Origin of the sequence: Brevundimonas variabilis (assembly GCF_014199945.1) — a bacterium.
GTDB lineage: Bacteria > Pseudomonadota > Alphaproteobacteria > Caulobacterales > Caulobacteraceae > Brevundimonas > Brevundimonas variabilis.
Genome location: NZ_JACHOR010000001.1, coordinates 299,644 through 312,323, shown reverse-complemented (window position 1 = coordinate 312,323; position 12,680 = coordinate 299,644). Strand labels below are relative to the sequence as shown.

Genomic DNA, 12,680 nt, shown 5'->3' with positions numbered 1-12,680 from the left:
GCCAGCTCAGGCGGCCGCGCGCCGGTCCTCGCTGACGTCGGCCAGGATTTCCAGGGACCGGACTCGTGCGTCATGATCCCAGATCTGGCTGGTGACCATCAGCTCGTCTGCTCCGGTCCGCGCGACGAAGGCATCCAGCTGGGCTCTTACCGTGACGGGTCCGCCTACCGCTGAGCAGGACAGCGCCTGATCGATCATGGCCCGCTCGCCGCTGTGCAGGCTGTCTGCAAAGCCGGGCACTGGCGGTGGCAGTTTCCCGGGTCGCCCGGAGCGAAGGTTCACGAAGGCCTGTTGCAGGGAACTGAACAAGGCCTGTCCAGCCGCGTCGGTATCTGCGGCAAACACATTGAAGCCCAGCATGACATGCGGCTTTGCCAGCCGGTCCGACGGACGGAAGGTCTCGCGATAGATGCGGATGGCCGCCATCATGTCGCCCGGCGCGAAATGGCTGGCAAAGGCATAGGGCAGTCCCAGATGGGCCGCCAACTGGGCTCCGAACGTCGATGACCCCAGGATCCAGATCGGTACGTCCTGTCCCTCTCCGGGGTTGGCGCGCAGGCGCTGGCCCTCCTCGGCGGGCTGGAACCAGTGCATCAGCTCCATCACGTCCTGCGGGAAGCTGTCGGCATCACCGGCCAGGTTGCGGCGCAGCGCCCGCGCGGTTGCCATGTCCGACCCCGGAGCCCGGCCCAGTCCCAGATCGATGCGTCCGGGGTGAAGCGCCGCCAGGGTGCCGAACTGCTCTGCGATGACCAGGGGCGCATGGTTGGGCAGCATGATGCCACCGGCTCCGACCCGGATGGTGCGGGTTGCCGCCGCAACGGCTCCGATGACGACCGAGGTCGCGGCCGAGGCAATCCCGGCCATGTTGTGATGTTCGGCCAGCCAGTATCGACGGTAGCCGAGGCGCTCGGCATGACGTGCCAGATCGATGGTGTTGGCCAGCGATCGGGACACATCCGAGCCCTGGGGCACCGGCGCGAGATCGAGAACGGACAGAAGGGTCATGAGCCCGATATGGGGATGACCGCGTCATCCCCAAGTCCGGGAACGGTTGTGGCCCTAGACCTCGCCGGCGACCGGCGCGGCCATCTGCTGGCGACGGGCCATGTAGATGGCCTGGAAATCCAGCGGGTCCATCATGAAGGGCGGGTAGAAGCCGCCGTCCGCCGTCGCCCCTGCCACGATCTCGCGGGCGTAGGGGAACAGATAGCGCGGGCATTCGATCAGCAGCATCGGCTCGATGTCCTGCTCGGCGACGTTGGCCAGCTGGAACAGGCCGCCATAGACCAGTTCGACCTGGAAGACGGGCGTGCCGCTGGCCGATGCCTTGATCGAAAGCTTCAGGTCGACCTCGAACAGACCATCCGGACGCCCCTGGGCCGCCATCTCGACGCCCATATCGATCTGCGGCTTGCCTTCGATGCGCAGGCTGTCGGGTGCCTTGGGGTTCTCGAACGACAGGTCCCGCACGAACTGGGCAAGGATGCGGAAGCCGGGACCGGCAGGCTGGCCCTGGGTCTGGCCAGGAGCCTGACCGTTGGCATTCGGATCGATCGGAGTGTCGGCGGGAGGCGTGACGTCGGTCATGGGCGAGGGGCCATAGCTCAAAAAGGGTGGTCGCGGAGGCGCGAGCGCGGCACCGCGTGAAGGGGCGGCGACTAGCACGTCGTCTGGCCCTGCGGCAACGGCGAGGGGGCAGACAGGTGCGCGATGCCTTGCGTGCGCCTATATCAGACCCTAATCGTCGTCTGACGTCCGGCGTGCCGGACGCCGCCATCCAGGGATTGCCCGTGCCGCCTGCCCTTTTCCAGATCGTTTTCTTTGCCGTGGTCGCGGCCTTCATCCTGTTCCAGCTGTACAATGTGCTGGGCAAGAAGGTCGGCCGCCAGCCGCAGGAAGACGCCAAGACGCCGGCCCTGCCCGCGGCCGGTGAGCCGGCCATCCCGGCCCGCCCGTTGCTGGACGCCCAGACGATGGCCGCCATTTCGGGGCTGAAAGCACGGGATCCGGCCTTCGACCCGCAGAAATTCCTCGAGGGGTCGCGTCAGGCCTATGAGACCATCGTGCGCGGCTATGCGTCGGGCGACCGGGCGGCCCTGAAGCCCCTGCTGGCCCCGGCGGTCATGGACTCGTTCGAAACCGGCATCGTCGCACGCGAAACGCGGGGTGAGACCGAACAGGTGGAATTCCTGCAAAGCCCCCGCGCCGACCTCGAAAGCGCCACGGCCGACGGCGATCGCGCCATCGCCAAGGTCCGGTTCCTGTCGGAAATGCGCAGCAAGATCATTCCGGCCTCTGGCGAGGACACGGCGGAGCCCCGCATCGAAGAGCGTCGCACAGCCGAACACTGGACATTCGAGCGCAAGCTGGGCGCGGCCGATCCCAACTGGGTCCTGGCCCGGGTCGAACCCGCCAACGCCTGACGTGTCGGGCCTGCTGATCCGGCAACGGGCGCGCGCGGTCGCGGCATTTTCCGTCATGGCTGTCGTCCTTGCGGCCTGTGCCGGAGGCGGGGGGCAGCGTCCGGCAGTCGATGGCTTGCCTGCCCCTGTCGCAACACTACCCGTCCCGCCGGCTCCGGTGGTCATCGCCGGGGACAGCCCCGCGACCCTGCCGGGCTGGGATCAGGAAGACCATCTGGCGGCCTTTCGGGCCTATGTGACGGGGTGCGGCGTCGCCCGTGACGCGCCGGCCCGGGTCCAGTGCAGCCGGGCTCGCGATCTTGACCGGACATCGGTGACGCCATCGATGGCCCGCGCCTTCTTCGAGACGGGCTTCAGCCTGGTCGCGGCCGAGACGGCGGACGGCCGCCCGGGGCTGCTGACCAGCTATTTCGCGCCGGAGTACCCGGCGCGCCGGCGTGCTGAAGGCGCGTTCGACACCCCGGTTCGTCCGGCACCAGCCGGCTGGCAGCGCGGATGGACAGGCCCCGAGCGGGCCTCGATCGAGGCCTCTGCGGCCCCGGACGCCGTCGCGTGGATGCGGGCAGAGGACCTGTTCTTCATGCAGATCCAGGGATCGGCCTATCTGACGTTCGAGGACGGCACGAAAGCGCGGGCGTCCTATGCCGCCGATAACGGCCGCCCCTTCGTCGGGATCGCCCGGCCGATGGAGGCGCAGGGCCTGCTGCCGCGCAACGGCACGTCCGGCGAGGCCATCCGGCGCTGGCTGGTGGCCAACAGGGGCGAGCGGGCCCGGGCCGTGACCGCGCTCAATCCCCGCTACATCTATTTCGCCCTGGCGGCGGACGACGGCGGCCACCCTGCCGGAGCCGCAGGCGTTCCCCTGACGGCACGCCGCGGGATCGCCATCGATCCGGCCAGCTGGACCTACGGCGATCTGGTGTGGATCCAGGCCGACGGCGGCAATCTGCCGGGCGCGCGAGGCAGTTATTCCGGCCTGGTCATGGCCCTCGATACCGGCTCCGCCATTCGCGGCCCGGTGCGGGCCGACCTCTACATGGGTCGCGGCGATGCGGCAGGCGAGGAGGCTGGTTCCGTTCGCCATCCCCTCAGGATGTGGCGGCTGGTTCCAAGGGGTTGAGGCGAACGGGAACCTCTACCGCCGCTTCAGCCCGCCGAGGATCCCCCGCAACAGCTCGCGGGTAATGGTCGAGCCTGCCGTGCGCAGGACCGATTTCGTCGCGGCCTCGATCGGTGTTTCACGCGTCGACCGCCGGGGGGCGGCGCGCGGAGCCGGGCGGGCGCGGGCCGCCTCGCGCGCCTGGCGAGCCTGCTCGCGCTCACGGGCTACCTCGGCCTTTTCGGCATCCTTTTCAGCCTGGGCCTCCGCCTTGGCACGGGCTTCCGCAGCCTCGGCTTCGGCAATCGCCTTGTCGGCCTCCCCGCGGCGCGCGGACAGGATTTCCTCGGCCGACTCGCGGTCGACCATGGTGTCATAGACGCCGCGCACGGGGCTTGCGGCCATGACGGCTGCGCGCTCGGCATCGGTGGCGGGGCCAAGGCGGCTGGCGGGCGGGCGGATGGCGGTGCGGCCCACGATGTTGGGGGCCCCTTTTTCATCCAGTGTCGAAACCAGCGCCTCGCCGACACCCAGTCCCTGGATGGCGTCTGCCGTATCGAAGGCCGGGTTGGGCCTGAAGCTCTCGGACGCCGCCTTCAGGCCGCGCTGTTCCGCCGGCGTATAGGCCCTCAGGGCATGCTGGATCCGGTTGCCCAGCTGGGCAAGGACGCTGTCGGGAATGTCGGCCGGGTTCTGGGTGACGAAATAGACGCCCACACCCTTGGACCGGATCAGCCGCACGACCTGCTCGACCTTCTCGCGCAGGGCATCGGGCGTGTCGTTGAACAGCAGGTGGGCCTCGTCGAAGAAGAAGACCAGGCGCGGCTTCTCCGGATCGCCGACTTCCGGCAACTGTTCGAACAGCTCGGACAGGAGCCACAGCAGGAAGGCGGCATACAGGCGCGGGCTGTTCATCAGCTTGGTCGCGTCCAGCACATTGACCTGGCCCCGGCCATCCAGGCCGACACGGATCATGTCTTCCAGCCGCAGGGCCGGTTCCCCGAAGAAGGCCTTCCCGCCCTGCTGTTCCAATTGCAGGATCGACCGCTGGATCGCGGCAATCGAGGCCGGGGCGACATTGCCGACCTCACGGCCGATCCGCTCCGCATTCTCGCCGACATGCACCAGCATGGCTCGCAGGTCGTCGAGGTCGAGCAGCAGCAGTCCTTCCTTGTCGGCGACATGGAAGACGACCGAGAGCACGCCCTCCTGGACATCGTTGAGGTTCAGCATGCGGGCCAGCAGCACCGGACCGATCTCCGACACCGTGGTGCGGATGGGATGACCTTTCTGGCCGTACAGGTCCCAGAACACCGTCGGCGCCGCCTTGGGATCCAGCGTCAGCCCCATGCCGGTGGCACGGGCGGTCAGGCGCTCGTTGGGGGAGCCGGGCATGCAGATGCCCGAGAGATCGCCTTTCACATCGGCACAGAAGACCGGCACCCCGGCATCCGAGAACCCCTGCGCCATGATCTGCAGCGTCACGGTCTTGCCCGTGCCGGTCGCCCCGGCCACCACGCCGTGGCGGTTGGCGCGCTTGAACAGCAGGGTCTCGGCGCGGGACGCACCGTCGGCTTCCGACTGGCCGAGGAAGAGACCGGGAAGGGCGTCGGACATGGGCAGGGTTCCGTGGATCAGGGTGTGTCCTGCTTAGCTCACGGCAAAGGCGTTCTCCAGAGTGTCGCGGTCATCACGGAACGGTGATTGACCCGGCGTGTTGGTGGCGCGAAAGGTCGCACCATGAAAATTCCCGTCAGCCTGTCCGGCTCCGCCGTCGCCCAGAACGCTCTCGTTCTCATTGCTGCCGTGGCCGGTGGCGCGGCCCTGTTCTGGCTGGCCGATATCCTGACGCCCCTGGCGATCGCGATCTTCCTGTTGATCATGATCGGCGGCATCCAGCGCGAGGTTGAACAGCGTACCCCGCTGCCCAATCGCTGGTCGGGTCTGGTGGCGATCCTGATCGTCGTGGTGGGCTTCTTCCTGTCGATCGCCATCATCGTCAACGGCGCGGCCGGGTTCTTCAGCGACGCCTCGGGTGTCACGGCCAATATCGGACCGCGGATCGACGAGATCATCGCCGACATCAGCGGGATCTTCGGGGTCGACACCGTACCGACGTCGCGGGACCTGCTCAACGGGATCGACCTGCGCGGCTCGCTGACGACCCTGGCCGTGCAGGTGCAGGGGATCGCCTCCGGCGCCTTCTTCGTCCTGGTCTATCTCGGTTTCCTGCTGGCCTCGCAGGCCGGTTTCGGAAAGAAGATCGTGCGGATGTTCCCCGAGCGGTCCTCGCGCGGCGATGCCAGGCAGGTCATTGCCCGGGTGCGTTCCGGCGTTGAGGGCTATCTCTGGGTCCAGGCCGTCACGGGGATCATGATCTGTGCCGCAGCCTGGCTGCTCATGCGGGTGGTCGGCCTTCAGAATGCCGAGTTCTGGACCTTCGTCATCTTCGTCGTCGGCTTCATTCCGATCCTGGGAGGGGCCATTGCCGGCCTCGCCCCGCCGCTGTTCGCCCTCGTGCAGTTTCCCGACTACTGGCCGGCCCTGATCCTTCTGGCAGGCCTTCAGGCCATCCTCTTCGTCGTCGGCAACATGATCCAGCCCCGCATGCAGGGCGAGAACCAGAACATAGACCCCGTCGTCGTGCTGCTGTCGCTGGCGCTGTGGGGCAAGATCTGGGGCGTCGCCGGCATGTTCCTGTCCACACCCCTTGCGGTCATGGCCATGGCCATCCTGGCCGAGTTCAAGGGCTCCTACTGGATGGCCGTTTTGCTGTCCGGCGACGGGGAGCCCTATCCCGAAGACGGTGCCAAGGCCGACAGCAAAGACCCCTAGACCGTGACAGCCAGCCGCATCGGGCATGGGCATCAATAGACGCTCCAAGCCTTGAACCTGCGACGCGCGGGCCCATCTCCCGTCAGTCGCCACGGTCGATCCCCCCTCCCGACCGTGACGATCAAGGACCGGCACCCCTCCCCTCCAGTGCCGGAGCCTAAAGCAGGCCGCCGGACCCCGGGTTCGGCGGCCTTGTCTTTGTGCAGATGAAATATGCGGCACATCCGCAACAGATCGGACGCCTGATTGCAATCCTGAGGAAGGCCCGGGAACGGGCCTCAACCCGCGTCGTTGTGGGCGAGGGAAGGGCTTGTCGCCCCTGAGCGACCCACTCCAATGTAAGGGTTCAACAATGAAGACGATGATTTCTGCAGCCTCCATGGCTGCCCTCCTGGCGATGGTCGGGACTTCGGCCATGGCCCAGAGTGCCGACTGGCGCACTGATTTCAGCGGGCCGTATATTGGCGTGTTCGCCGGCTACACCGACAAGAATGACGACAGCAAGGAGACGCTGAGGTTCGACCGCAACCTCGACGGCAATTTCGGCGATCCCGTCCGGACGCCGGCGGGTGCCGATGCTTTCAGCCCGGGTTTCTGTGACGGCGCCGCCAAGGCGACCACAGCCGCTGATGGCTGTGACGGAGATTCTGCCGGGGCACAGGCCGGCATTCGTGCGGGTTATGATTTCCAGTTCGGCAAGCTCGTCCTGGGTGTCGTCGGCGACTACAGCGCTGTCTGGCAGGAAGACAGTGTCACGGGGTTCAGCTCGACCCCGGCCGCCTATGTCTTCAGCCGCAACGTTGATTCCATGGCCGCAGCCCGTCTTCGTGCCGGCTTCGTGGCTGGTCCGGCGCTGATCTACGGCACCGGCGGTGTCGCCTATGCCAAGGTCGAGAACAGCTTCGACACCTCCAACGGTGCCAACAGCTTCACTGAAACCGTCGACGAGGACGACGCGGACGGCTGGCAGGCCGGCGGCGGCATCGAGTACAAGCTCGCTCCGAACCTGTCGGTGACGGGTGAGTATCTCTACACCTCGCTGGAGCCGGGCGATTACAACATCCGGGTCGGGCAGGGGACGGCCCCGGCGACCAACCCGTTCATTCTCGCCCCGAACACGACCGGGACCGACATGATCCGCAGCAACTCCAAATTCGGGCTCCACGCCCTGAACATCGGGATGAGCGTCCGCTTCTAGTCCCGACAGACACGAGAACATCGATCACGAACGCCGGGGCTGCTGATGCAGTCCCGGCGTTTTGTCTTTCCGGTACCAAAGGGGGGTTTCGCAGCGTCGCGACCCGGCCTAATCAGCGGATTGATCCTCTGGCGCGATCGGCTCACCCTGTCGCCCATTCCCAGGCGGCCCGGCCGCGCCTTACGAGACCCTGCCCATGTCCGGCGAACTTGTTTCCCTGCCTCAGGCCCTCACGCTGGAGGCGCTGGGACGGGCGTTCGGCAAGGCGGTCGGGCGAGAGGCAACGACTCCTCTGGAGCAATCCTTCCTCGCCCAGGCGCACGAGGACTATGCCGTCGACGAGACTCCGGAGCTGGCCGGTGGCGATCTCGCGGCATTGCTGGCTCAGGTCTGGAAGGCTGCCGAGACCCGCAAGCCGGGCGAAGCGCCACGAATCGTCGTCGAGCCGCTGAAGACGGCCGACGGCCGTTCGACGGGCTATGATGTCGCCCACATCGTGCAGGACGATCGACCCTTCCTCGTCGACAGCGTGATGGGGGAACTGGCCGACGCCGGCGTGACCGTACGGTCCCTGTTTCATCCGATCATCGATCGTGACTCCGGGCGCCAGTCCACCATCGTGGTCGTTCTGGACCCTCTGACGCAGGAGCGGCGAGACACGCTCGTGCACCAGATCGGTGAGGCCCTGGCCGACGTTCACGCGGCGGTCGAGGACCATGGGGCCATGACGGCCCTGATGGAGCGCGCCGTCGCCCATCTGGAAGCCTGTCCCGGCGATGTCGACGCCGATATCGTGGCCGAGAACCTGGCCTTCCTGCGCTGGCTGAACGACGACCATTTCGTCTTCCTCGGCGCGCGCGACTACGACTACCCGCGCTCCACCGATGGCGGCTACGAGGCGGAAGCGCCCCTGAGCCAGTCCGCCGAGGGCGTCGGTGTGCTACGCGATGCCCAGAGGACTGTGCTGCGCCGGACGTCGGAGCCCGCCGTCCTGACCCAGGCCATGAAGCGCCAGATGGTGCTGTCCGAGCCGGTCACCGTGGCCAAGGCCAATATCCGCAGCCGGGTCCACCGCCGGGCCTATATGGATTACGTCGGGGTCAAGCGGTACGGCGCGGATGGTCGGGCGTCCGGCGAGACCCGCTTCGTGGGCCTGTTCACGGCCGAGGCCTATGACCGGACGGCAACCCAGGTGCCGCTGCTGCGTCGCAAGGTGGCCAATGCCCTGGCCCGCGCGGGCAAGGCTCCCGGAAGTCACAACGAGAAGCGTCTCAAGAACATTCTCGAGAACTATCCCCGCGACGAGCTTTTCCAGGTGTCCGAGGACGAGCTGCTCAACATCTCGCTGGGCATTCTCCACCTCTATGACCGGCCGAAGATCAAGATCTTCACTCGCCCGGACCCGTTCGACCGGTTCGTGTCGATCCTCGCCTTCATCCCGCGCGAGCGGTTCGACTCCAGCGTCCGCGAGCGGATCGGCCGCATTCTCGCGCGGGCCTGGGGCGGGCGCCTGTCGGCCTGGTATCCGCAGCTGTCCGACGCGCCCCTGGTCCGCATCCACTACATCATCGGCATAACGCCCGGTGACCATGCGGTCCCGGATGCGGAAGCGCTTCAGGCCGAGGTGGCCGAGGCCGGGCGAAGCTGGGTCGATCGCTTCGAAAGTGCAGCGCGCGCGGCCGACTACGACGACTCGCAGATCAGTGCCCTGAGCCAGAAATGGGCCGAAGCCTTCGGCGCAGGTTACCGCGATCGCTACGACGCCACCGAGGCCGTGTCCGATCTTCGTCAGATCGACCGGTTGAACGCGTCCGGCAACAATGACGGGGGCGAGCCGGTGGCTGTCCGGGCCTTCCGCAAGGCGGACGACACGGCGCTCCAGTTCCGGTTCAAGCTCTATCGCCGGGGCGCGGCGGTCCCGCTGTCCGATGTTCTTCCCATCCTGGCCGATATGGGTCTGAAGACGCTCGAGGAGTTCGGCCACGCCATCCGCCCGCTGGATGACGAGGAGATCCACGTCCACGAATTCCTGCTGGAGGATCCACGCGGCGAGGCGCTGACGTTTGCCGACATCAAGGCGCCGTTCGAAGAGGCCTTTGTCGCAGTGTGGACCGCCCGCACGGAAAGCGATGGCTTCAACCGCCTGGTTCTCGAACTGGGCGTCAGCTGGCGCGAGGTGGCCCTGATCCGGACCCTGGCTCGCTATCGCCAGCAGACAGGCCTCGATCCGTCCCAGGCCGTTCAGGAAGCGGCCCTGACCGAGTATCCGGCCGTATCGCGGGCCCTGCTGTCGCTGTTCGCCTGCAAATTCGATCCGGAGCACGGCGGCGATGTCACGTCGCGGGAAGCTGCAGCCGGCGAACTGTCCGAAAAGATCACGGCCCTGTTGCAGGACGTGAAATCGCTGGACCACGACCGGGCGCTTCGCCGTCTGGCGGCGCTGGTCGGGGCCATCAAGCGGACCAACTATTTCCAGCGCGCAGCGGATGGCCAGCCCAAGCCGCACATCTCGATCAAGATCGCCTCGCGCGAACTGGACGACCTGCCGCTGCCCAAGCCCTATCGCGAGATCTTCGTCTGGGCCCCGCACGTCGAGGGCGTCCACCTGCGGTTCGGCCCGGTCGCGCGGGGCGGCCTGCGCTGGTCCGACCGGCGCGACGATTTCCGCACCGAGGTCCTGGGTCTGGTCAAGGCCCAGCAGGTCAAGAATGCCGTCATCGTGCCCGTCGGGTCCAAGGGCGGCTTCTACCCGAAACACCTGCCGAGGGGCGGGGACCGCGATGCCATCCAGGCCGAGGCGATCCGCGCCTACAAGACCTTCCTGTCCGGTCTTCTGGACATCACCGACGACATCGGATCCACCGGTGCGGTCGAGCATCCGGACCATGTCGTGATGTGGGAGGGGGACGACCCCTATCTGGTTGTCGCCGCCGACAAGGGCACGGCAACCTTCTCGGACATCGCCAACGGGGTGTCGGCCGACTACGGCTTCTGGCTGGGCGACGCCTTCGCCAGCGGCGGGTCGGTCGGCTATGACCACAAGGCCATGGGCATCACCGCGCGCGGTGCCTGGGAGGCCGTCAAGCGGCACTTCCGCGAGATGGGCAAGGACATCCAGACCGAGACCTTCACCACCGTCGGTGTGGGCGACATGTCGGGCGACGTGTTCGGCAATGGCATGCTGCTGTCGAAGGCCACCCGCCTGATCGCGGCTTTCGATCACCGCGACATCTTCATCGACCCTGACCCGGATGCAGCCCGGTCCTGGGCCGAGCGGGACCGGCTGTTCCAGCTGCCGCGTTCGTCCTGGCAGGACTATGATGCCTCGCTGATCTCCGAAGGTGGCGGCGTCTTCTCGCGGGCGACCAAGTCCATCACCCTGACGCCCCAGATCAAGGCGGCGCTGGACATCACCGAGGACAGCCTGGATCCGGTCAGCCTGATCCGGGCGATCCTGAAGGCCCCGGTCGAGTTGCTGTATCTTGGCGGCATCGGCACCTATGTGAAATCCGCCGCGGAAACCGACGCCCAGGTCGGGGACAAGGGCACCGACGCCCTGCGGATCAATGCCGACGAACTGCGGGTCAAGGTCATCGGCGAGGGAGCGAACCTCGGCTTCACCCAGGCGGGCCGGATCGCGTTTGCTGCGCAGGGTGGCCGGATCAACACCGATGCCATCGACAACTCCGCCGGGGTGGATACCTCCGACCATGAGGTCAACATCAAGATCCTGGTGGGGTCAGCCGTCACCAATGGCACGCTGAAGGCCGAGGACCGCAATGCCCTGCTGGCCTCCATGACCGACGAGGTCGGGCTGAAGGTCCTGGCCCACAACTACGACCAGACCCTGGCCCTGACCCTGCAGCAGGCCGAAGGCACCGCCAGCCTCGACGCCCAGGCCCGGTTCATGTCGTGGCTCGGCGCCAAGGGCAAGCTGGACCGCAAGGTCGAGGGGCTGCCCAGCGATGCCCGCATTGCCGAGATGAAGGCGATGGGCCAGCCGCTGACCCGGCCCGAGCTTGCGGTCCTGACGGCCTATTCCAAGATCGAATTGTTCGACGACATCGTGGCCTCTGGCGCGACCGAGGACCCGTTCTTCGAGGCGGCGCTGATCCGCTACTTCCCGGACGCCCTGGCCAGGTTCGAGCCCGAGATGAAGGGGCACCGGCTGCGGCACGAGATCGTGGCGACGGTTCTGGCCAACGAGATCGTCAACATGGGTGGGGCGACCTTCCCCGAGCGGCTGCGGGTGTCTGCGGAATGCGATACCCGGGCTCTGGTCATCGCCTTCGAGGCCGCGCGGCGGGTGTTCCGGCTGGACGAGGCATGGGATGCGGTGTCTGCGCTGGATGGTCAGATCTCGGCGGAGGCCCAGACGGCCCTCTATCAGGAGATCGCGGTCGTGCTGCGCCGCCAGACCGCGTGGCTGGCCCGACGCGCGGCCCGGCCGGGCGCTACGGTCGGCAGCCTGATTGCGGCCTATCGCCCGGTGGTCGATGCCCTGGTACCCGAGGGCGGGGCCGTGCTGTCCCGCTTCGAGCAGGGACGGCTGGAGGAGCGGGTCAGGACCTTCATCGGCCTGGGCGCCCCCGAGGCGATGGCGCGGGGCTTTGCGATGCTGAGGCCTTCGGTGGCGACCGCAGACATCGGCGACCTGGCGGCCGAGACAGGCTGGCCCGAGCCGGCCATGGCACGGCTGTATCACCAAGTCGGGGCGGCCTTCGACTTTGACCGCCTCAGGGCCGCTGCCGGGGGTGTGCCATCCGTCGATCATTTCGACCGGCTGGCCGTGCGGCGGCTGATCGAGGACATCATGGCCGAGCAGGTTGCCCTGACCCGTGCCGTGGCCATGGCATCGGATGTCGCAGTCGGCGCGACCGAGCAGGCGGCAGAGCAGGCGGTCGATGCCTGGATCGGTCCGCGTCAGGCCCAGGTCGAGGCCATGCGGGCCTCGGTCGACGAGATCGAGGCCTCGGGCACCGGCTGGACCTTCGCCAAACTGACCATTGCCAACGGTGCCATCCGCAGTATCGCGGGCAAGCTCTGATCCACGCCGGTAGGTGTCAGGGGGCGGTGAGTTGACTCCATCGCCCCCTTGGCGTCGCTTGCGCACAAGACAGGG

At 67.3% G+C, this 12,680-nt stretch carries 8 protein-coding genes; 5 read left to right on the top strand and 3 right to left on the bottom strand.

Annotation, left to right across the window (positions count from 1 at the left end):
• Positions 1–6: 6 nt before the first annotated feature.
• Together GGR13_RS01420 and secB are read right to left on the bottom strand one after the other, a co-directional pair.
• Positions 7–1,008, bottom strand: coding sequence for an LLM class flavin-dependent oxidoreductase (locus GGR13_RS01420; protein ID WP_183211676.1), 1,002 nt, complete (start codon positions 1,006–1,008; stop codon positions 7–9).
• Positions 1,009–1,062: 54 nt separating this feature from the next.
• Positions 1,063–1,590, bottom strand: a complete 528-nt coding sequence (secB, locus tag GGR13_RS01415) for a protein-export chaperone SecB (RefSeq protein WP_183211675.1) — start codon at positions 1,588–1,590, stop codon at positions 1,063–1,065.
• A gap of 173 nt (positions 1,591–1,763) precedes the next feature.
• On the opposite strand from secB, the gene timA reads away from it, so the two are divergent.
• A complete protein-coding gene (gene timA, locus GGR13_RS01410; protein ID WP_343060276.1) occupies positions 1,764–2,426 on the top strand; it encodes a TIM44-related membrane protein TimA in 663 nt (220 codons plus the stop codon).
• 55 nt (positions 2,427–2,481) lie between these two features.
• On the top strand, positions 2,482–3,546 hold the full coding sequence (locus tag GGR13_RS01405; RefSeq protein WP_183211674.1) for an MltA domain-containing protein: 1,065 nt from the start codon (positions 2,482–2,484) through the stop codon (positions 3,544–3,546).
• Positions 3,547–3,561: 15 nt separating this feature from the next.
• On the opposite strand, the gene GGR13_RS01400 is transcribed toward GGR13_RS01405, so the two are convergent.
• Complete coding sequence (locus GGR13_RS01400; protein WP_183211673.1) at positions 3,562–5,142, bottom strand: helicase HerA-like domain-containing protein; 1,581 nt, start codon at positions 5,140–5,142, stop codon at positions 3,562–3,564.
• A gap of 123 nt (positions 5,143–5,265) precedes the next feature.
• On the opposite strand from GGR13_RS01400, the gene GGR13_RS01395 reads away from it, so the two are divergent.
• The 3 genes from GGR13_RS01395 to GGR13_RS01385 all read left to right on the top strand — a co-directional run bounded on the left by GGR13_RS01395 (position 5,266) and on the right by GGR13_RS01385 (position 12,605).
• On the top strand, positions 5,266–6,360 hold the full coding sequence (locus GGR13_RS01395) for an AI-2E family transporter (protein WP_183211672.1): 1,095 nt from the start codon (positions 5,266–5,268) through the stop codon (positions 6,358–6,360).
• A 352-nt stretch (positions 6,361–6,712) separates the two neighbouring features.
• Positions 6,713–7,558, top strand: a complete 846-nt coding sequence (locus GGR13_RS01390) for an outer membrane protein (RefSeq protein ID WP_183211671.1) — start codon at positions 6,713–6,715, stop codon at positions 7,556–7,558.
• 196 nt (positions 7,559–7,754) lie between these two features.
• A complete protein-coding gene (locus GGR13_RS01385; RefSeq protein ID WP_183211670.1) occupies positions 7,755–12,605 on the top strand; it encodes an NAD-glutamate dehydrogenase in 4,851 nt (1,616 codons plus the stop codon).
• Positions 12,606–12,680 lie beyond the last annotated feature (75 nt).

What these genes read in the sequence shown, in the direction of transcription:
- GGR13_RS01420 (WP_183211676.1), bottom strand. Translation starts at nt 1,008, where the DNA reads ATGACCCTTCTGTCCGTTCTCGATCTCGCGCCGGTGCCCCAGGGCTCG.
- secB (WP_183211675.1), bottom strand. Translation starts at nt 1,590, where the DNA reads ATGACCGACGTCACGCCTCCCGCCGACACTCCGATCGATCCGAATGCC.
- GGR13_RS01405 (WP_183211674.1), top strand. Translation starts at nt 2,482, where the DNA reads ATGGCTGTCGTCCTTGCGGCCTGTGCCGGAGGCGGGGGGCAGCGTCCG.
- GGR13_RS01400 (WP_183211673.1), bottom strand. Translation starts at nt 5,142, where the DNA reads ATGTCCGACGCCCTTCCCGGTCTCTTCCTCGGCCAGTCGGAAGCCGAC.
- GGR13_RS01395 (WP_183211672.1), top strand. Translation starts at nt 5,266, where the DNA reads ATGAAAATTCCCGTCAGCCTGTCCGGCTCCGCCGTCGCCCAGAACGCT.
- GGR13_RS01390 (WP_183211671.1), top strand. Translation starts at nt 6,713, where the DNA reads ATGAAGACGATGATTTCTGCAGCCTCCATGGCTGCCCTCCTGGCGATG.
- GGR13_RS01385 (WP_183211670.1), top strand. Translation starts at nt 7,755, where the DNA reads ATGTCCGGCGAACTTGTTTCCCTGCCTCAGGCCCTCACGCTGGAGGCG.